This is a genomic window from Bowmanella denitrificans (assembly GCF_039522935.1).
GTDB classification, from domain to species: Bacteria; Pseudomonadota; Gammaproteobacteria; order Enterobacterales; family Alteromonadaceae; genus Bowmanella; species Bowmanella denitrificans.
The window spans coordinates 143,121-163,153 of record NZ_BAAAEI010000014.1 but is presented as its reverse complement, the minus strand read 5'-3'; the positions used below and the strand labels follow the sequence as shown (position 1 = coordinate 163,153).

Sequence of the window (20,033 nt, the reverse complement as noted above, 5' to 3'; positions counted from 1 at the left end):
GTGCCTTAAGAAAACCTTAAGTTAGCGCCTCTATGCTGAGCAAACAGGCAATATTTCAGCATGAATTGCAATGATCGAACTATCCGTCGTCGTACCCATAAAAAACGAACAAGACAACATCCATCCCCTTATTAGAGAGATCTGCCAGAATCTCGAAGGTCTAATCAGCTATGAGATCATTTACGTTGACGATGGCAGTGATGACCAATCTTTTCAGATATTGGAAAGCCTGCAGCAAACTGGCGATGTTGCGCTACGGATTTTAAGAAACCCGCACAGCAGAGGCCAAAGCACGGCAATTCATTTGGGTATTCACGCCGCCAAGGGCAGGTTAATTGCCACATTGGATGGCGATGGCCAGAATGATCCGGCCGATATTCCTGCCATGCTGACGCTGGCCAAAGATTTTGCACCAGAGCAGGATTTCCTGATTGCGGGCTATCGTAAAAACCGCCATGACAGTGCCTGGAAACTGCTCCAAAGTCGCATAGCCAATAAAATTCGCGCCACCCTGCTCGGCGACAACACCCCCGACACCGGCTGTGGCCTTAAACTGTTCCCACGCCAGACCTTTTTGAAACTGCCCTATTTTGATCATATGCATCGTTTCCTGCCTGCATTGGTGCAACGATGCGGCGGGCAGGTAAAAATTTCGGTGGTTAATCACCGCGCCAGAATGGCCGGTATATCCAAATACGGCATGCTGAATCGCGCCTGGGTGGGTTTGGTTGACCTGTTTGGTGTGATGTGGCTACAGCGCCGCAATCGTCTGACTACCGAATGCAGGGAGTATCGGCATGACCAGTCAGGCGCATAGATGTTTACCTAAGAGCCTGCTTCCAGCCCTGCTATGGCTTGCCGCACTGCTTGCTGTTGGCTGGTTTGTCGGCAAGTCACAGTGGCTGAGCGAATGGCAACCAGCACGCTTCGGCCAGTATTTAAGTGGTAATCTGTATCTGGATGCCTGCCTGTTTGTGGCGTTGTTTGCCGGACTCAGTGCGGTCGGTTTACCCAGGCAAATACCGGCCTTTATCGGTGGTTACTATTTTGGTGTGCTGGCCGGTGTTGTATTGTCAACCTTCGCCGTTACCATCGGCGCGGGTATCACCTTGCTCACTATCCGGCTAATAGGTGATCAGGTTATTCATAAACGCTTGCCGGGTCTGCGACTGCGTCAGTTTCTCTCGCATAATACCTTTAAGGCCACGATTGCGGTGAGGCTGTTTCCCATAGGCAACAACCTGGCGGTGAATCTGCTGGCCGGGTTGATTCGCCTGCCTTTATGGGCCTTTCTGACGGGGTCCTTTATCGGCTACTTACCGCAAATGCTGGTGTTTGCCCTTTCCGGCAGCGGACTAAAATTTAATGCCCAACTGCAAATCGTTGTTGGCGTGGTATTGCTGCTTTTCTCCAGCGCACTGGGCGCCTGGCTTTACCGGCGTAGCCGCATAGAACAGGAAATCGCCACGCAGCAGGACATTCATGCCCATGTTTAAGTTGTCGTTACGAGGTAATGAGGCCAGGCTCAAACTGGCGCTGCTGGCATTTGTGCTGCTTTTTACCGGTTTGGGACTGCGCGATCCCTGGCCTGCCGATGAACCGAGATTTGCTCAGATCGCTGTCGAAATGGTGGACTCAGGACAGTGGTTTTTCCCGATGCGTGGAGGTGAGCTGTATCCAGATAAACCGCCAGTATTTATGTGGAGTATTGCTCTGTTTTACTGGTTGTTGGGCAGCATTAAACTGGCCTTCATGCTTCCTTCAGCGCTAAGTGGCTTGCTTACCTTGTACTTAGTTTACGATCTGGGTAAGCGTTTGTGGAATGAACAGACCGGCATGCTGGCAGCGGCGTTATTGCTGTTAAGCTTTCAATTTACTCTGCAGGCCAAAACCGCCCAAATCGATGCGATGGTGTGCGCCTGGATCACGCTGGGTTGTTATGGCTTACTACGCCATCTTCTGTGTAAAGACGGTTGGCATTGGTATTACCTGGGCTTTGCAGCCATGGGATTGGGAGTGATTACTAAAGGTGTTGGCTTTTTACCACTGCTGATGTTGTTACCATTTTTCCTGGCCAGGCACTTCCAGACTCAGCCTGATGAAATCCAGGGTAATTGGCGTTGGTGGGCCGGCCCTCTGACCATGTTGTTGGTGATTGCGCTGTGGTTTGTGCCCATGCTGATACTAGTGGCAAACCAGGCCGATAGTGCTTATGAGGTTTACCGGGATAATATTCTGCTTAAACAAACTGCCAGACGCTATGCCGATTCCTGGCACCATATTAAACCATTCTGGTATTACCTCACCTCAGTGATCCCGGTGTTCTGGCTGCCCCTGAGTTTACTGTTGCCCTGGCTCATCCCCAATTGGTGGCGTGCCATTCAAGCTGGCGATAGACGCATTTTACTGCCTCTTGTCTGGATCGGGTTGGTGGTTTTGTTTTTCAGCCTGAGCCCAGGTAAGCGTGGTGTGTATATTTTACCTGCACTGCCGATGCTGGCGCTTATCAGTGCCCCTTTTGTACAAGGTATTCTGCAAAAGCGCTGGCCAAACCGCCTGATAATGGCCACTGTTGCCCTATTTACCCTGGTGTTTATCACATTAGCTATTGCCGGTCTGGCTGGCCTGGATAAGGTTCAGCAACTGGTGCTGGATTACCCTGTACAGCCCTGGTGGTTTTTACTTTGTATCGGCGTCTTCGGTCTGCTTAGCTTATTTGTCAGCCGACGCTGTCAGCACTTAAGTTGGCTGCTTTTTATGTCTTCGTTCTGGTTACTCTACAGTTCCTGGGGTTATGTGCTCTTGACGCCGGTTAAAACCCCTAAACTGGTAGTGGAAAACCTGCAATTGCATGTAACACGCGATACGCCGCTAGTAATGCTGGGCCTGAAAGAGCAGTTTCTGCTGTTTTGGCCATATTCAATGGGGCATTTTGGTTATCACAGCCCCATGTCAGCACAGCAACAATCGGCCTGGCAGTGGCTGAGTGACCATCCTCAGGGCAAAATTCTGGTCGCCCGTCAGGAAGCACTAGGTTGTTTTGACCTGAACAAAGGGTTGGATCTGGGTTTTGCCCATCGTCAGGACTGGTTACTGCTGGACCAGTCAGCCAGAACAGCAGATTGTCAGATTACCTCACCAACCTTGCCGATTTTCTATCCGGGCCAGCAAAGGGGCGAATAGTCGCCCCTGTTTCAGCGCCGTTTAGCACGCCAAAGTAAACAGCCAACATCATCCCAAAAAAAATGCCCACCTTCAGACTTCCTTAAGGTTCAGGAAATAGTCTTAAAACAAGCCGTATTTTTCAGGAAATGCCATGCGTTCTAAATCCCAGTGCCGGGTGGCAATCCCCCTTAGTCTGAGCATTATACTGGCCTGTAGCGCCTCAATCGCCTGTGAGCAACCTACTGAGATTGAGCTCAATATTCACAGTATTTTTGATGAACAGGACCCGGATACCACCTGGCTACATAAACTGGCCAATAACCTGCATGTGGATACGCAACAAGCAACGCTAGAGAATGAACTGGCGTTTTTATCTCCTTGTGAGGCAGATCCGGACAAATTGTATGAGGTGGAAAGACACCTGCGTGCCCGTAACTATCTGCGTGATGCCAAAGTGCAGTTGGTTAAGAACGAACAACAATCCCGTATCCAAATCGACACCTGGGATACCTGGTCATTAATGCCGATCCTCGATTTTGGCCGAAAAGGCGGTAAAAACCATTTTGAACTGGGTTTAAAGGACCGCAATTTGCTCGGCCTGGGAGTGGATGCAGAGCTTGCCTATTTTTCCGATCCACAGCGCAGTGGATATAAGCTGGATACCGAGTTCCCGCTCTTTCTTGGTTACAACAGCAACGCCCGCATTCGCCTGATAGACAGCCCAGACGGCTATCAGCGCAGTGTATTTCTGGACAAACCCCTGGTCAGCGTGGATAGCAATTTTGGCGGCAGCGTGGGCTTTAACCGCGAAGATAGAGTAGATACGCTGTTCCACAATAGTCAGGATGAATTGCTGTTCAGACACAAGATTGATTACCAAACCCTGAACCTGGGTTGGAAAATCGGCAACTGGGATGATCAGCATCTGCGCATACTGGCGGGCTGGACCAAAGACGAACACATCTTTAGTGAGCCGCAATCCGACTACCTTCCCACCGATCGGCGATTTAACTATCCCTGGGTTGGCGTTGAGTGGTTAGAGGACGACTATGTTACGTTGCGCAATTTGCATCTTATCGAACAAAAAGAAGACATTAATCTTGGTTGGCATATACAGGCTAATCTGGGCCATAACCTGGTCAGCGGGCCGCAACAAGGTGCCTGGCTATGGAATATGTCGGCCAGCAAGGGACTGGCCTGGAATGCTGATACCTTGCTATTGGGGCGCTTTCAGGCCGGAGGATTTAACGGCGGTGCGCAAGATCACAGCTCCCTGACCGGGCGTTTCAGCGGTGAACTTATCCATCGCCTCAATCAACGTTTCGCCTGGTATGCCAGTGCAGCCTGGCAATTTTCAGATAATCCGACCCTGGATAACCCCGTAAATCTGGGCGGCGATACGGGTATGCGCGGCTATCCACTGCAGTATCAGTATGGCGAACAGAACCTGCTGCTCAGCACCGAGCTGCGCTATTACCCCGGCATTAACCTGTTCAAACTTTTCGAACTGGGCGGTGCGGTCTTTTATGACGTGGGCAAGAGCTTCGGCGACACCCCAAGAGCCAACGAAGATAGCGGTTTACTGCAAAGCGTGGGTATTGGTGCCCGCTTTTACTCCACTCATTCCAGTGACCGGCAGGTTATTCATATGGATCTCGTGCATCCTTTTTCAGATCAGGACGATGTTAGCGGCCTGGAGTTTCGCGTAGAGGTAAAACATGCATTCTGATATGTTTTCTGTACGCATCAGGCCATGGCAGAGCCAACTTTTATTGGTGTTTTTCCTGCTTATCAGCGCCAACTTAAGCTTTTTTGCTGAGTTAACCGCCCTTTATCCTCTGCCGCAGCATTTGGGTTTTGTGCTCTCAGTGGCGTTGCTGCTTGGCTTTTTACTGCTTTTGATGATCCAGCTTCTAAGCATATTGATTGCACCTCGCTGGTTGTACCCAATATTACTGTTGATAGCCGCCATTACCGGTTATTTCACCGATGAACTGGGTACTGTGTTTGATCGGATTATGCTCACTAATGTGCTGCAAACTAACCCTGACGAAGCGAAAGATTTACTCAGTGCCGGTTTAGTGTGGCGGATCATGTTATTGGCCGTGCTGCCTGGTTTGCTGCTTTCAGGCAGCAAAGGGCTGCAGCGCCCGGCTATAAAAGCGTCGGTTATTTCCCTATGCAGCATCTTCGCCCTGACGTTGCTAAGTATGCTGCCTTTTAGTGACCAATACGCCAGCTTTTTCCGTGAACATAAGTCGGTTCGCTATCACGCTAACCCTATTTACCCAATATATTCGGCGGTGGACCTTGTGGCCCGGCAGTTGCGAAACCCAGCCCATAAGCAATTGGTGAAGCTGACGGGTGAGCACCTCGCCCCCAAACCAACCGGCCACTCCGAACTAGTAATTGTGGTAGTGGGAGAAACCGCCAGGGCCGATCACTTCGCCTTAAATGGCTACAGCCGCCAGACTAATCCTATGCTGAGCAAACAGGCGAACCTGCTAAGCTATGCCAATGTGAGTTCATGCGGCACTTCTACCGCCGTATCTGTCCCTTGTTTGTTTTCATTCAGTCACCGTGACGCTTTTGATTTGGATAGCGCCAAATACACCGAGAACGTGCTGGATGTATTGCATAAAGCCGGCGTAAACGTGCTTTGGCGGGATAATAATTCGGACTCCAAAGGCGTCGCTACCCGGCTGCCTTATGAAGATTTCCGCTCGCCAGACCACAACCCGGAGTGCGATAAAACCGAATGTCGGGACATCGGCATGCTGGCTGGATTGCAGGACTATATTAACCAACAGCAAGGCGACATTTTAATAGTGCTGCATCAAATGGGTAGCCATGGGCCAGCTTACCACAAACGCTATCCGGCAAATTTTGAACACTTTGTACCTGCCTGCAAAAGCCAGGAGTTGGCCGAGTGTTCTACACAGGAAATCATCAATGCCTATGACAATAGCATTCTTTACACCGATTATTTTCTCAATCAGGTCATAGAACTGCTCAAACGCAATACTCCCAAATTTGAAACCGCGATGCTGTACATGAGCGATCATGGTGAATCACTTGGGGAAAATGGCCTTTACCTGCACGGTATGCCTTACTTCTTAGCGCCCCGTTCCCAAACACATGTGCCTTTTCTGGTTTGGGTGGGTGAAAGCTCCGACATTCTGCTTGAGCCATCCAGAGGATTGACGCACCAGGCATATAGCCACGATGATTTCAGTTGCAGCTTATTGCAGTCATTTGAAATTGATAGCCACATCATTGGCAACACTCCTTGTGTTCCTTACTTCGTGTATCGTGATGAATAAGTGCTTAGCCCGCCATCTGCTGGTAACTTGCCTGGCCCTGATATTGTGCATCCTGATCTTTGAGCTGACCGCGTTGGATATGCAAATACAACAACTGTTGTATAACCAAGGCAGTCATCAATGGTGGTGGGACAAGCAGGAATTCTGGGCCAGATTATTGTTTTACGACGGCATCAAAGTGGTGCTGCTGGTGTTTTTTCTCAGCTTGCTACTGATGTTTGTTGTCAGTTTTATCAAACATGCCATCAAACCTTTACAGCCGGGTCTACTCATTGTCATGCTATCGATGCTGTCCGTCCCTGCCACTGTCGGTCTGCTTAAAGCCACCACTAATATGGCCTGTCCGGTGAATCTGCTGCAATTCGGCGGTAAGGTTGAACATGTGCCATTGTTTAGCGCTTATCCGGCGGACAAACGCCCGGCAGCACCGCAAAAGTGCTTTCCTGCTGGACATGCCAGCGGCGGATTCAGCTTGCTTGCCTTGATATTTTTGATGCCTACTGACCGAGCCAGGCAGTGGGCAATAGTAGGCGCATTGTCACTGGGCTGGTTGATGGGCGGCTATAAAATGCTGATTGGTGATCATTTTCTCAGCCACACCCTGGTGTCTATGTTGCTCAGTTGGGGCATATGCTGCCTCAATGCAGCATTGGTATACCGCTTTTATCCTGCCCCAACCAATTTGTGGAAACTTCCGGAGAGTAAAAGCATACAAAATGATGCGCCCCCGCTGCCTGCCAATTCATACCAAGCTTGATTTGGATCAGGTAGGGTGGGTAAACCTTTAACGTAAAATTTTATCGCAGTTTGTGGTGTTTTTATGCCGATTATCGTCACCAGATGGCGTTAAGTTTGCACAATATTCACCGCCGAAGAGCGCAGCCTAATCCCATTGTGTCTGAGTAAGTAAAAAGGAGCCTCGTTATGTCTGAGAAGTATCATCCGGTTAGCATCAGCCTGCATTGGCTGATGTTATTGTTGATCGTCGCGGTGTACGCCTGTATTGAGTTAAGAGAGCTCTACCCGAAAGGCAGTGATCCCCGTGAAGCACTCAAACAATGGCACTTTATGCTGGGGTTACTGGTTGGCATACTGGTTGTTTTGCGCCTTTACTGGCGACTGACAATACGCTCTCCGGCCATACAACCGCCACCTTCTGCCGTCCAGAGCAAGGTAGCAGGCCTGATGCATGCACTGCTGTATTTGCTGATGCTGGGCTTGCCACTGGCTGGTTGGCTGATATTAAGTGCGGCGGGCAAACCTGTGCCCTTTTTTTCGTTCAGTCTGCCGCCCCTGATCAGTGAGAATCGGGAATTGGCAGGCATGATTAAAGAATGGCACGAGAGCATTGGCAAGGCAGGTTATGGCCTAATTGGATTACACGCCTTGTCGGCCCTGTGGCACCACTATGTGAAAAGAGATAACACGCTTAAACGTATGCTGCCGGGAAAACCCTAGCCGGCCCAAACGACGGGCCGGGCTGTGGGTTCAAACTGCTAACCAGAGCCCTTGTCCCGTCTGCCCTTAAAACTCATACTCCAATACAAATCTGAGCGTATGATCTTTCGCGATGCCGCTGACTTCGGAAATAAAACCCAATTCCCATTTTAGCTGACGCTGGCCATCAAAGCGCTGCACCCCCATCAGAGCAGGTCCAATGCCAACAAAGTCTTCTCCCAGATACATTTCTAACGAGGGCTGCACCTGAGGCTTCCAGCGGAACCGGTATTGCAGGCGAAATTCACTTTCAAATTCATCGTGCAGCGCCTTACCCCATTCGTATACCAGGAACCAGTTCATGGTTAAGCTATTGCGGCCAAACTCCTTTTCCATCACCAGGCCGGAGGTGGCTTCCCACGCATCCTGCTTGTGCTGTTTTTCCAACTCAAACACCAATCCCCAGTCCGCCCAGTACTTACCCTGGTCGGTGAGCATCCAGCGGCTTTCCAGCTCATATGCCTGCAAGCCAAAGTTATCCTCGTGATCGCGCTCCCCCACCACATAGGCTTCAAGAGTCACATATTCAGACAACGAGCGCCCATACCCGATACGCTGTGCCAGCACATTGCGGTCATCCGTCTGGCGCGACATAAACCGCCATTCCAGGCGCTGCTCTCCAGGTAACACTATAGGGTGGTAAACCTTGTCTACCACATAACCATCTGCCAGCACGTTGAGACTCAGCAATAAGCCTACAGTGGCAATAAGTGACTTTCTCATACCTCCCCCTTAACCACGGGCGTCGGGTAAGCGTGACGATTCAGGTGGTACAGCCAGATAAATGGCAATAACACAGCCAGCATATAAACAATAATTTGCAATAACCCCGGTGCGGCTTCATAACCCATTAATGAATTAAGCAGGTGTCCCAGCTCTGAATTATCGGCAATCCAGTCAGAGGTATCCCAAACTGGTCGCATAGGCGGCAGCAAATCAACCTGACTGAGTAAATTCAGGGAATAACTTAGTTGCCCCGCTCCCCAGAGCAACATTAACAGTGCACACAGCAATGGATAACCGCTGGCCAGCCAATGCTGGCAGCCAATGTAAAGCAGTACGGCCAGACTCATGCAAACCGTACCACCAAGAATAGTGCCCATAACCAGGGCCATCGGGGTTTGCTCATGCGACCAGTAACTGAACAGATAAACCAGAAAATTGGCACCATCCAGGGTCAGCACCAACCCAACCATGAGCACAGCAGTGGCAATCCAGGCATTTTGATAATCTTTAAACTGGCACTGTAAATTTATCAGCAGCAGCGCATAGATAATCAGTTGGCAGGCAAAGATAAACACCTCTACCCCAGCCCCCTCCAACCATTCACTTAAGTTGTCGACCTGATGGGTCAGCAACATACTGCCCGCCAGTCCCATTAGTAAAGCACCGCCCAGCCAATACCAGCGTCGTCCTGCAAAATTGGCAAAAGCCAGTAGCAGACTGATCAGAACGAATACCGGTAAGGCATCACGCAAAAACAGAATCACCGAATTAATCAGCACCATTGCCCTCCCTGTCGATGGCCACTACCTGGCCTCTGGCACTATTGGGATTAAACTCACCGAAAAACTCATATACACCGGGTTTTAATGGCCCGATATAAACAGTGGCCTTACGGTTAGGAAAGATGACTTTCTCACGGTTGAGGTCAAAACTATCAAACTCTTCGGGGGTATCATCCTGATTATGAATAACCAGTTTAACCTTTCGGCCAGCGGGTACTTCGAGTTTTGACGGATAAAACAAATGCGATTTCAGCACCAACTCAAACTCTTCCACCTCAGCTTTACAGGGCAGAGCCAGTAACATCAGCACAGCCAGTTTAATGCTGGTTTTTGACATGCCCTCTCCCTCGCCTGCTGAATTCCACTTTGACACTGAGACCACCAAGATGCACGGCGCGGCCAAGACTGATGCTGGCATCGTACAGCTCAACAATATGCTTAACGATTGCCAGCCCTAAGCCACAACCGCTGACACCAGACTGATGCCGGTCACCGCCGACCCGATAAAATCGCTCAAAAACCCGTTCATATTCAGACTCTTCCAACCCAGGTCCAGAATCTTCCACCAATAGCACCACTTTTTCTGCCGATTGAGTAATGCTGACCTCAATCTGACTGTTGTGCGGACTGTACTTACTGGCATTTGAAATCAGGTTCTGCAACAACACATTCAATGAAAACGCATCGCCTGCCAACAGACAGGTTTCACCGCTGAGACTGATTTCCTGCTGCCTGGCATGAATCTGCGGATAGAGACTGGCAATACATTGCTGGCAAAGAACGTAAAGATCCAAGGGTTTCATTTGCAAGCTGAAATGCTCAGGATTGGTGCGATTGAGCAGCAGAATCTGATCGACCACATGGCTCATTCGCTCGACGCCATCCTTGAGTAAGTTCAGATTGACAGATTCTTTGCCTAATTCCAGGGCCAGATTATGACTGTTGATTTTAAGCACACTCAAGGGCGTTCGAAGCTCATGCGCGGCATCTGAAGCAAAACGTTTCTCCCGGGAAAACGCCGCATCCAGCCTGGCCAGCAGGCGATTAATGGTAATGACCACCGCTTCCAGTTCTGCCGGGGTACGCTTCAGACTGATGGGGCGCAAGTCGTCAGCACGTTTCTGGCGCAGTGCATCAGACAGCGACACCAATGGGCGTAAACCCTGCTTAACCGCCAGGGAAATCAGCAGCGCCAGAACCGGCAGGCTGAATACCAAAGGCTGCACTGCTGCCAGTACCAGCTCTTCGGTCAGTTCATAACGGTGACTAAGGGGCTGGGCGAGCATCAGCCAGTGTCCGGATTGCGGGTAGTAACGTGCCAGGGTACGCCAGCGCTGTCCGGCAAGATTTTCATCACGAAATCCCTCAGACTGTAACGTAATAGGAGTAAGGGGACCATTGATCGAATGTAACAGCAATTCATCCTGATGCCAGATTTGCAAAATCATCTCGGCATCCTGATTCAACTGCCCGACGTTACCGGTAAGTTGCATCGATTCCAGAGTATCTGCCACGGTCACCAGTTGGCTGTCAAACAAACGGGTAGCACGCTCCATACTGCTTTTATAGCCCTTGATTGCAGCAAAAAACAGTACAATAGTTATCACCGATAACAGCAGTAGCACCAGATAACGTCGGATTGAACTCATTTGTTTACGGTGTAACCTACGCCACGAATGGTTTGTATAAAGCCCTGCGGCAGTTTTTTGCGCAGGTGATGAATATGCACTTCAATAGCATTACTGGCCACTTCTTCTCCCCATTCATATAAACGGGTTTCAAGTTGTTCGCGGGACTGTATCCGCCCCGCATTCTCCATCAACGCTTTGGCAAGCATATACTCCCGACGGGATAACGCCAGTTGTTCACCTTCCACCAGAATTTTATGCGCCAGCGTATCCAGCACTACGTCACCTATTTTAACTCTGGCGTCATCTGAGGTGCCTAGACGACGGGCAATCACCCGGATACGGGCGAGCAGTTCCTCAACCTCAAAGGGTTTGGCCAGATAATCGTCGGCGCCCAGATCCAGACCTTTAATTTTATCGGCGGTGCTGTCCCGGGCGGTCAACACCAAAATAGGTATCCCCAGTCGCTGCTGTCTGGCAGTTTTTAGTATCTCAATGCCGTCCATATCCGGTAAGCCAAGATCTAAAATAGCCATATCGGCTTGCTTGGCCTGTAAGGCGGATAATCCCTGACGCCCACTATTTAGATGGTCGACTGCAAAACCTTCACTGCGCAACGCCAAAGACAAGGCACTGGCCAGTTGACTATCGTCTTCAATAAGTAAAAGTCTCATTGTTCCAATAACTTATTATTAATTTTTGTCAGCATGGTTGAGGCTTGCGTTATTTTCAAGTGGTGCGTTAAAGCGTTATTCATCGGCTCAGTGTCTACCACCATTTGCAGGTATCGTCTGGCTTTGTCTGTTTGCCCCAGTTCAAGATAAAGCTGGCCGGCCACTAACAAAACACTAATGTTTTGCGGTGCAATCACTAATGCCTCTTCAAGCAATTGCCTGGCTTTATGTTTGTCACCAAATGACAGCGGCCAGGAGGGTGTTTCAAGGTAAAGCTGGGCCAGATTTGCCAGGGCATCGCCCTGAGCCACACGGATGTCCAATCTTGCTGCTCTTGTCAATGCATTTTTGGCAAGCCGTGCCGCTTTCAACTGCGCCAGCCCACCACTTTTGCGAGCAATTTCATGCTCGATTCTTCCAAGAACATACCAATCGAATGGGCATTCAGAGCACTGGTATGTCAATTGCCGGGCTTCATGCTGTAAGGACGCAAGCTCTCTCAGTATTGTAGTGTCATCATGACTGGACAAAAGTATTGACAGCTTATTCAGCAAGGCCGACTCTGAAGACGGGTAGGCGCATTGCTGGTAACCACCTGCAATGACGAGAATCAGAAAAACCGGCCACCTGAACATCAACCTTTCCTCTTTACAATCTGCGATACAGAGTAGAGGAAAAGCCTTAAGAGAAACTTAACGCTGCTGGGCCGCTTGCATACGGCGCTCCTGCGCCATCGCCTCAACCAGTCCCTGATACAGGGCTATTACGTCATCCGGCGCCTCATCCAGTATCATCACCGAGTACTGGGCCGATAAATTGACCCCCTGCCCTGACACCGTATCAAAAGTTGACTCAGTCAGCGCCAAATACAAGCGTTCAAGATGATTCTTGGCACGAACTTCGTCAATGTCATACAGGCAGACCAAAAACTCCTGACTGCCCATTCTGCCTATTACATCGCCAGCCTGACTGGCTTGCTGAAGTTTCTCGGCAACCTGCTGCAACACCACCTCGACGCTGCCGGGTCCGTATTCAGGATTAAGCGCCTGAATACCATCCACATTAAACAGGGCTAAGGCATGCACTCTCAGCACCGACGGCCGACCAAAGCGTTTGAGTCGCTCCACTGCCGCACTGCTGCTGAACAATCCAGTCAGGTGATCCCGCTTAAAATGACTACGCTGGCGACGGTATATAAGCCAGACCAATAGGCCGAGTAATGCCCCCACCAATGCCAACGCGAAGACCAGACGCATGGTCGCCAGAGCTTTCTCCTGCCGGGCCTTTTCAAGGTTTGATTCGAGCTCGACAATATCAGACAGCATTTGTGCTACACCCAATATTTTCGACGATGATTGCTGCATTTCAATTAAGTGTTTATTGACTCTGTCGTATTGATCAAACACCAGTAGTGCATTTTCTGGCTGGTCCAGAAGGCGATAACTCTGAATCAATAAACGCAGGTATGCCAGATCTTCAGATTGTTCAAAGGGATGATCCTGTAACTCAAAGGTCAGATAATCCTTTAAACACCGTTCGTCTCGCTCATGCAGACAGGCTTGCGCCTGCATACGACGGTACATAGTATCCATATCCGGGTGGGAAAGATCAGGTAAAAAGACCGCCCATTTCACCAAACTGTCTTTAAGCAACTGAAAATTTCCCATATGCAGTGCATAAATAGCTTGTGCCTGCTGCACCCAGGCGTTGGTTAAGGGGGTGTTGACCTGAGCGTTTTGCTGAATGAGCTCGTCCATCGCGCTACGCGCCTGATCAATACGACCACTTTTGAGGTAAGCGGTCACGGCATTAAACAGAGGGGTCAGCAATGTCTCGCCAGTGTAATTACCTTGCGACATCTGATAGGACTTAAGGTACTGATCACCTGCCAGTTCATGCTGCCCCAGAATGGCGTAAAGGTTGCCGATATTATTGAATATATCGGAGCGAATCGCCTGATCTTCCGCTGACGAATGCTTTTCCAACAAGGCATAGAGTTTAGCCAGACTCTTGTCGATGTTGTCCTCGTCGATATCACAGGTTGAGGTCAGTTCAAGTTGGGCCCCCAGCAAAATCGACGGGGCGTCGACGCGCAGCGCTTCCTGCTCTGCGGCCCGGTAATAATCACATCTGCGGGTTTGCTCGGCGTTACTGGTGACAATGCCCGCTAAATACAGGGCGTAGGCCAGATTTTCGCTATCATCTGGTGGGTATGTCACGCTAAGAAGCGCATCCAAAATTTCTGCTGACTCTTCCAAACGCCCACCACAGGCCAGATACTGCGCCTTACGAACTTTTAGATAGAATGCCTGCTGAACCGGCAATGCCTGGCCAATAAATGAGTCAATCTGCCTGGCATGCTGGTCACTCGGACATTCATAACCCTCCGCTTTTAGAGAGCGGATCAGTTCGTCCACTGCCACCGGCTGGGCAGCGGTCACTACGGGTAAGCAAATGCCCCCCAACACACCAATAAGACGTAATACGCCTGTGGCCATCAATCTCTCGAGCCTGTTGCATCAATAAGGTCCCCATTGTAGCCACACAATCCTCAGATGAGAAGCAAGTACTTGATGGGATTAATATTTGTTCTCTGTATCGCGGTGTTCATGTGGTGTCTGGGAACCATCGGAATATGGGTGTTGTGGGTTCTGCTGCCATAAATCGCCAATTAGCGGGTCCTGGCTGTCTTCTTCATTTTCCCATTGATAGGTCTTCTCTTCTGGCTTGGGATCGCGGTGTTGAAACAACACCGATGCCACGCAACCGGCCACGGCACCGAAAAAGTGATACTCAAATGAGATTTGCGGTTCTCTGGGGAAAATGGTCATCAGCATGCCGCCATATAAAAAGAACCCCACCATCATCAGGGCGACGGATAATTTGTCCCGTCGCAGAATGCTGGACAGTAGCAGATAAAAAAACATGCCGTGCACCACGCCACTGACCCCCACGTGAGCAGCCTGTCTGGCAAATAACCACACTCCCAAACCTGACATTAGCCAAATTAGCAATAGTGCCGGTTTGCAGGAGCGCGGATACCCATAAAATAGTAAGGTGCCTAGCACCAGTACCGGCAAACTATTGCTGAATATATGCAAATACGATGCATGCACCAATGGCGCCGTGATAATACCCAGCAAACCACTAAGTTGCAGAGGGACCACTGCCAGATTGCTTAAATCCAGCCCCAGAAATGACTCTGCCAGCTTAACCCACCATAACAGGCATAAAAACAGGCAGGCCATCAACATAGATTGCCCTAAAGCGGCAGATGGACGAGATGCAAACATGGGGCGTTCCAATAATCAGTTACTTACTGACTTATATTGGGTCCAATATTCAGGGTTAAATACCTATGGACAAGAATTCCTCTCGTAACAGGCCATATAAAGCAGAGTCGGACTTATGCCCGGCTATAATCCAGCGCTGACGCAAATAGCCTTCCTGTTTAAACCCCAGCCGTTCCAAGGCCTTGGCCGAGGCCTTATTGTCCGGATCAATCTCGGCTTCCAGTCGATTTAAATCAAGATGGTTAAAAGCAAACTGCAACAATGCCATTCCGGCTTCCTGTATATACCCTTGTCCCCAATAATCAGGACCGAGCCCAAAGCCGATTTCAGCCCGCCGGGATTGAGCGTCATAATGCCACAAAAGACATTTCCCCATTACTTCACCACTGTGGCGGTGTTCAATAGCAAAAGTAAAAGCCTTACCTTCATCCCAGGCGACCTGCTCGTCTGAAATATAATTCTGGGCATACTCAACGGATGGCCATGCTGGCGTGTGCCAATACGTCATAACCCGGGGATCGGAAAAAATGCCAAACAAGGCTTTAGCATCACGATGTTGCAAGCGTCTGAGCTTTAGTCTGTGGCTTTCAATTTCTGTATTTGCTGGTTTCATGTCGCCTATCTCCCGATACAAACAGCCATTGATATGGGCGACCCGGTATTTAACAAGTAAGGCCTTAAATATTAAATATTTATGAACCTATTGCCTAAGCCTAAGCAGCTGTTAGCTTAGCTATTTATAGCTTGGCAATTGAGCGAGTTGGACAGCCATGACCAGCCGGCAAATGCACTTATGAAGCAGATGGATCTGGCCAGACTGTTGTCAGGCTTTACACGCTTGCAGACCCTCGATGCCAATGAAAGCGGCAAGGACTACTTTGTCGGTGATCTGGCGGGGCAATTCAGCCTGCTACAGCGGGCCATGCACAAAGCCGATTTTAATCCACAGCAGGACAGGCTTTTTTGTACTGGCAACCTGATTGACCACGGTCAGGAGAGCCTGGAGGTACTGGAATTGCTCAGTGAAAACTGGTTTTACCCGGTGCTGGGCTTGCATGAACTGATGATGCTGGATGCCCTTCAACGGGGACATTATCTGAACTGGTATGTGGCTGGCGGCCACTGGGCCTTTGATGAAGATATCAGGTTAAAATGGGATCTTGGCAAAGCCTGCAAAGCATTGGCTAAACTTCCTATTGCTATGATTGTCAGGCAGAAAAAGCACTCCCCCATTGGCTTAGTCAGTCGTTATCCCCTGGATGATTTCAGTCAGCAGGGATTTGAGCTGGCAAGCTTACGTGAACTGCTCGACTGCCTGCTCAACCCTTCTGTGCCTCACCGTAAAGGACGCCGATATGACCAGTTTGATTGTATTGTGACAGGCGGTGAGCCTGCCAGTAAGATATGGTCAAAAGGCAACGTTGTGGGGATTAACCTGGGCGGCGCCCTGCTTCCTAAGCACGGCAGCTTGGCGCTGTTTAAGCGTAAAAAGCTGCATAAAGCCATTGATAAAAGTATGCAATTTCACGCCCTAAACAAAGATTAAGGGGAAATCAGCGAAAAGCGATATTCCTTTTGCTCAGGATGGTGAAACAGACTGTATTTGCGAAAGTCTGTATTTTGCCAGGCAGGCGTATCCAACAGCGGGGCCATCTGATTGACATTATCCTTATGCATTAAGGCCAGGCTGAAAAGTGGGTTAGTTCCCTTAACGCTATCAGGCAGAGCTTTATGCAAATGGTCATAAACCATTACCATGGCCCAGGCGCCTATCATAAAATGACCACCAACGCTGGCAGTAAGCTGGCCGCTTTCAATAGCGCCAACCACTTCAGGTAACCAGTCAAATCCACCAATGCAAAAGGGCTGGCCTTCCCGCATCAGGGGAGCCAGGGTATCTGCCACACCCAACGCCATCCAGTCAGATGCAGACCAAATAACGCTGGTGTCCGGATAACGCCCCAGTAATGCCCTGATCTGCTGCTGAGCAACGTCACGCATCCACTTGGCATTGACGACTTGGTGCAACTCATAAACAGGGCTTCGATCCACAGCCTCAACCAGTCCAGCTTGCCTTTGCAGGGCTTCCTGACCATGCAGACCATTAATACCTACCACCCCGTGTCGTCCAGTCTGAGCCAGCTTGTCACAGCTCTGCAGCAGATAATGACTGAGTAATTCACTGGCGGCCTGATTATCAAAGGTGATTTCGGCGATCCAGTTGCTATATTGCGCACCAGGGCGTCCCACTTCCTCAGCCTCATGATTCAGCAATAAGTGCTCAAGGCTGATAACTTTAACTTTTGGGTATTTCTTCAGCAGATCAAACAGAGCCTTTCCAGATCCCGAATAGACTTGCACCAACAGATAATCAGGCTGTTCATTGGCCAGACGTTTTTCCAATTCTGCGTGCTGATAAATGCGGTGTGCATCGCCATACACAACGGTCAGATCTAACTGCAGACTCTGCGCCGCCAAACGGGTGAAAAGCTCAACCCGACTAAAGAAGGGATCATCAGCTGTAGAGGGCGAAACAAACATGACAGACGTTGCCAGCGCCGGGAAACAGCAGGCATACAAAAGTACCAAGCTGACAGCCTTTTTTATCATCTCTATGCTCCAGATTTACTGCGGCGCTTAGGTAGCATCCAGACCAATAAAGCAACCACAAAATCAAACACGGCGGCAAACAGAATGCCACAGGTCAGTCCCCAGATAATAGCAGTTAGGTTTAAAGGCACCCTGTAATCGTAGTAACTTTGTACTTCTGCAAATAGCTCAGAATCAGGTTGTAATAAAGCGTACCAGCCACGGACCAATGCATTGGCTTGCAGTTGTTCGGCCACTTGCTCCAGGTATATGACCCGCTGCAGCAACTGCTGAATACTGGCCGCACCATCCCGCACGGCCGCATCACTGTTCTGCTGATAGCGTTTTATCAGTGCCGTGACATCACCCTGGGTATGAATTCGGGCATCTCTTTCAAAAGGTGCCAACGCCAGTCTGGCTTCTGCCAGATGGGCTAGCACCGCATCTTCATATTGCTGAACAAAACCAGGAAGCTGCACACCGGCCAGAAGCGCAGCCATAAACAGCATCAAACGGAGATACTCGTTACACTTCTTCAGCAACCCAACCAGAACAACCATTTTACCAGCGCCCTATGGCCAATCCGATACCCATTCCCGCACCGGCCAGCAGCATGGCGAATGTCATTGCCATGCCCAGCACCCTGAGTTTCAGGTTACGATTCGGAATGGCGTAAGCATGGATCAAGCGCCCGATTAGTAATAATCCCCCCAGGCCATGGATCACCCAAAATGCCAGATTAGCCTGCTCCAACATAAACAGTATCAGCAACGCCAGAGGCAAATATTCCAGCGCATTGCCATGGGCCCGAATCGCCAGTTGCAGGTCTTTATGGCCACCGTCACCGATGGCAACCTGGTGGCGTCGTCGCAGACGAATCACCTTAACCGACAAGGTGACCACCAGTAGCACCAGCCATCCGGCATAGAACAGCGTAATCATATTGTTCCCTCACTTAATTTTTTAACAGCATTAACAAAAACACATTTTTTTACAACATGGATAACAACCATTTTCCTCTATGGCTCGACTTAGGCAGTGATTGTTCTTATGCCAAACTCAACGGGGAAACAACATGATGATTACTGATACCAGCGGCCAGGATGTCAGGCTAACGCCACGCAAAAGCCGCAAACCGCTTTATGTATTGGCGGCGGTGTTGTTGCTGACAACCACAGGCATACTGCTGATGCCGACATTAAGCAACTGGTCCAGTGCGCAGGCTTCAGTGCCATTGCAGCGCTTAAGACTGGCACAGGTGACCCAGGGCGATTTCGTTCGCGATCTGTCAGTGCAGGCGCAGGTGGTCGCCGCCGTCAGTCCAAGGCTGTATAGCCCTGCTCAGGGCACCATTAGCTTTGCGGTAGACGCGGGTGCTCAGGTTCAGCAGCATCAGGTACTGGCCAGTATCGATAGTCCGGAACTGACCAATGAGCTGAAACAGGAGGAATCCAGTTTACAGAAACAAAAGATGGAACTGGACAGAAAGCGTATTCAGGCCAAGATCCAGCACCTTGAAAATCAGAAGTCAGTGGATATGGCCAAGGTCGCCCTGACGGCTGCTGACCGGGAAAAACGCCGTGCCGACAAAGCCTATCAAAGCAGTACTATCAGTCAGATAGACTTTGAAAAAGCACAGGATGATTTACAGAATGCCAGGCTGGTCTATCAGCATGCCATTCAGGACGCAGAGCTGGATGAAGAAAGCCTGGCCTTTGATATTCAGTCACAGCAGTTGCAGGTAAACCGTCAAACCCTGTTGGTAGCGGAACTACAACGCAAAGTGGATGAACTGACCCTGCGCTCACCGGTGAACGGTATAGTCGGAAACCTGGCCGTACAGGATAAAAACCAGGTTACCCGTCATCAAGCCATCCTATCAGTGGTGGATCTCAGTCAGTTTGAACTGGAAGTGGCGATACCAGAAAGCTACGCCGATGACTTGGCCATCGGCATGGATGCCCAGGTCAGCTTTAATGGTGAAACGCACCCCGCAACCCTGGTCACCCTCTCCCCGGAAATTGAGAACAATCAGGTGACCGGGCGGGTGCGTTTTGCCACCACCGCCCCATCCGGCCTGCGCCAAAACCAGCGTCTGACCACCCGCATTCTGATGGAAAACAAACCTAATGTCCTGATGGTACAGCGGGGGCAGTTCCTGGAGAGCGGCAATGGCCGAATTGCCTATGTAGTCAAAGACGGCATGGCCAGACGACAACGTATAGAAACCGGGGCTCGCAGCCTATCCAACGTTGAGATATTGGCAGGCTTGAGTCCCGGCGACACCATCATTGTTTCGGGCACAGACCAGTTTGACGGGGCCCAGTGGGTGCAAATTACCCAATAGACGACACAA

The 20,033-nt window shown here is 50.1% G+C and carries 21 protein-coding genes; 9 read left to right on the top strand and 12 right to left on the bottom strand.

Features of this window, described 5'->3' with window-relative positions:
- Positions 1–70 precede the first annotated feature (70 nt).
- The 7 genes from ABD028_RS13300 to ABD028_RS13270 all read left to right on the top strand — a co-directional run bounded on the left by ABD028_RS13300 (position 71) and on the right by ABD028_RS13270 (position 7,946).
- Positions 71–817: a glycosyltransferase family 2 protein gene (locus tag ABD028_RS13300; RefSeq protein ID WP_102795197.1), complete on the top strand. Its 747-nt coding sequence runs from the start codon at positions 71–73 to the stop codon at positions 815–817.
- Complete coding sequence (locus ABD028_RS13295) at positions 798–1,496, top strand: TVP38/TMEM64 family protein (protein WP_343845484.1); 699 nt, start codon at positions 798–800, stop codon at positions 1,494–1,496. Before ABD028_RS13300 ends, ABD028_RS13295 begins: the two co-directional genes overlap by 20 nt.
- Positions 1,489–3,183, top strand: coding sequence for an ArnT family glycosyltransferase (locus ABD028_RS13290; RefSeq protein ID WP_343845483.1), 1,695 nt, complete (start codon positions 1,489–1,491; stop codon positions 3,181–3,183). Before ABD028_RS13295 ends, ABD028_RS13290 begins: the two co-directional genes overlap by 8 nt.
- A gap of 133 nt (positions 3,184–3,316) precedes the next feature.
- Complete coding sequence (locus tag ABD028_RS13285; RefSeq protein ID WP_343845481.1) at positions 3,317–4,894, top strand: ShlB/FhaC/HecB family hemolysin secretion/activation protein; 1,578 nt, start codon at positions 3,317–3,319, stop codon at positions 4,892–4,894.
- A complete protein-coding gene (locus ABD028_RS13280; RefSeq protein ID WP_343845479.1) occupies positions 4,884–6,488 on the top strand; it encodes a phosphoethanolamine transferase in 1,605 nt (534 codons plus the stop codon). The genes ABD028_RS13285 and ABD028_RS13280 overlap by 11 nt, the downstream gene beginning before the upstream one ends.
- Entirely contained in the window at positions 6,481–7,245 is a 765-nt protein-coding gene (locus ABD028_RS13275) for a phosphatase PAP2 family protein (protein WP_343845477.1), read from the top strand. The genes ABD028_RS13280 and ABD028_RS13275 overlap by 8 nt, the downstream gene beginning before the upstream one ends.
- 167 nt (positions 7,246–7,412) lie before the next feature.
- Entirely contained in the window at positions 7,413–7,946 is a 534-nt protein-coding gene (locus ABD028_RS13270) for a cytochrome b (RefSeq protein ID WP_343845475.1), read from the top strand.
- 66 nt (positions 7,947–8,012) lie between these two features.
- Here ABD028_RS13270 and ABD028_RS13265 read toward each other — a convergent pair whose 3' ends face one another.
- The 9 genes from ABD028_RS13265 to ABD028_RS13225 form a co-directional block, all read right to left on the bottom strand.
- Positions 8,013–8,708, bottom strand: a complete 696-nt coding sequence (locus tag ABD028_RS13265; protein WP_102795190.1) for a hypothetical protein — start codon at positions 8,706–8,708, stop codon at positions 8,013–8,015.
- Positions 8,705–9,493, bottom strand: coding sequence for a hypothetical protein (locus ABD028_RS13260; protein WP_343845473.1), 789 nt, complete (start codon positions 9,491–9,493; stop codon positions 8,705–8,707). Before ABD028_RS13260 ends, ABD028_RS13265 begins: the two co-directional genes overlap by 4 nt.
- Positions 9,480–9,830 carry a cupredoxin domain-containing protein gene (locus tag ABD028_RS13255; protein ID WP_102795188.1) on the bottom strand — a complete coding sequence of 117 codons (351 nt, stop codon included), beginning with the start codon at positions 9,828–9,830 and terminating at the stop codon, positions 9,480–9,482. The genes ABD028_RS13260 and ABD028_RS13255 overlap by 14 nt, the downstream gene beginning before the upstream one ends.
- Entirely contained in the window at positions 9,811–11,142 is a 1,332-nt protein-coding gene (locus ABD028_RS13250; protein ID WP_343845471.1) for an ATP-binding protein, read from the bottom strand. The genes ABD028_RS13255 and ABD028_RS13250 overlap by 20 nt, the downstream gene beginning before the upstream one ends.
- On the bottom strand, positions 11,139–11,795 hold the full coding sequence (locus ABD028_RS13245; protein WP_343845469.1) for a response regulator: 657 nt from the start codon (positions 11,793–11,795) through the stop codon (positions 11,139–11,141). Before ABD028_RS13245 ends, ABD028_RS13250 begins: the two co-directional genes overlap by 4 nt.
- Positions 11,792–12,430 carry a tetratricopeptide repeat protein gene (locus ABD028_RS13240; RefSeq protein WP_343845467.1) on the bottom strand — a complete coding sequence of 213 codons (639 nt, stop codon included), beginning with the start codon at positions 12,428–12,430 and terminating at the stop codon, positions 11,792–11,794. Before ABD028_RS13240 ends, ABD028_RS13245 begins: the two co-directional genes overlap by 4 nt.
- Before the next feature lie 57 nt (positions 12,431–12,487).
- Positions 12,488–14,293 carry a GGDEF domain-containing protein gene (locus ABD028_RS13235; protein WP_343845465.1) on the bottom strand — a complete coding sequence of 602 codons (1,806 nt, stop codon included), beginning with the start codon at positions 14,291–14,293 and terminating at the stop codon, positions 12,488–12,490.
- 81 nt (positions 14,294–14,374) lie between these two features.
- The gene (locus ABD028_RS13230) at positions 14,375–15,088 is read right to left on the bottom strand and encodes a rhomboid family intramembrane serine protease (protein ID WP_343845464.1); all 714 of its coding nucleotides are present in this window, start codon (positions 15,086–15,088) and stop codon (positions 14,375–14,377) included.
- A gap of 55 nt (positions 15,089–15,143) precedes the next feature.
- Entirely contained in the window at positions 15,144–15,701 is a 558-nt protein-coding gene (locus ABD028_RS13225) for a GNAT family N-acetyltransferase (RefSeq protein ID WP_102795182.1), read from the bottom strand.
- Between the two features lie 180 nt (positions 15,702–15,881).
- On the opposite strand from ABD028_RS13225, the gene ABD028_RS13220 reads away from it, so the two are divergent.
- Positions 15,882–16,634 carry a metallophosphoesterase gene (locus ABD028_RS13220; protein ID WP_146027103.1) on the top strand — a complete coding sequence of 251 codons (753 nt, stop codon included), beginning with the start codon at positions 15,882–15,884 and terminating at the stop codon, positions 16,632–16,634.
- Here the strand turns inward: ABD028_RS13220 and ABD028_RS13215 are convergent.
- The 3 genes from ABD028_RS13215 to ABD028_RS13205 are packed head-to-tail and all read right to left on the bottom strand — an operon-like array spanning position 16,631 to position 18,619.
- Positions 16,631–17,698: an ABC transporter substrate-binding protein gene (locus ABD028_RS13215; protein ID WP_343845459.1), complete on the bottom strand. Its 1,068-nt coding sequence runs from the start codon at positions 17,696–17,698 to the stop codon at positions 16,631–16,633. The genes ABD028_RS13220 and ABD028_RS13215 overlap by 4 nt on opposite strands.
- A gap of 2 nt (positions 17,699–17,700) precedes the next feature.
- Positions 17,701–18,237, bottom strand: coding sequence for a DUF2937 family protein (locus ABD028_RS13210; protein ID WP_343845457.1), 537 nt, complete (start codon positions 18,235–18,237; stop codon positions 17,701–17,703).
- 1 nt (position 18,238) lies between these two features.
- Positions 18,239–18,619 carry an MAPEG family protein gene (locus ABD028_RS13205; RefSeq protein WP_343845455.1) on the bottom strand — a complete coding sequence of 127 codons (381 nt, stop codon included), beginning with the start codon at positions 18,617–18,619 and terminating at the stop codon, positions 18,239–18,241.
- A gap of 133 nt (positions 18,620–18,752) precedes the next feature.
- Here ABD028_RS13205 and ABD028_RS13200 point away from each other — a divergent pair, with 133 nt between their 5' ends.
- A complete protein-coding gene (locus tag ABD028_RS13200; RefSeq protein WP_343845454.1) occupies positions 18,753–20,024 on the top strand; it encodes an efflux RND transporter periplasmic adaptor subunit in 1,272 nt (423 codons plus the stop codon).
- Positions 20,025–20,033 lie beyond the last annotated feature (9 nt).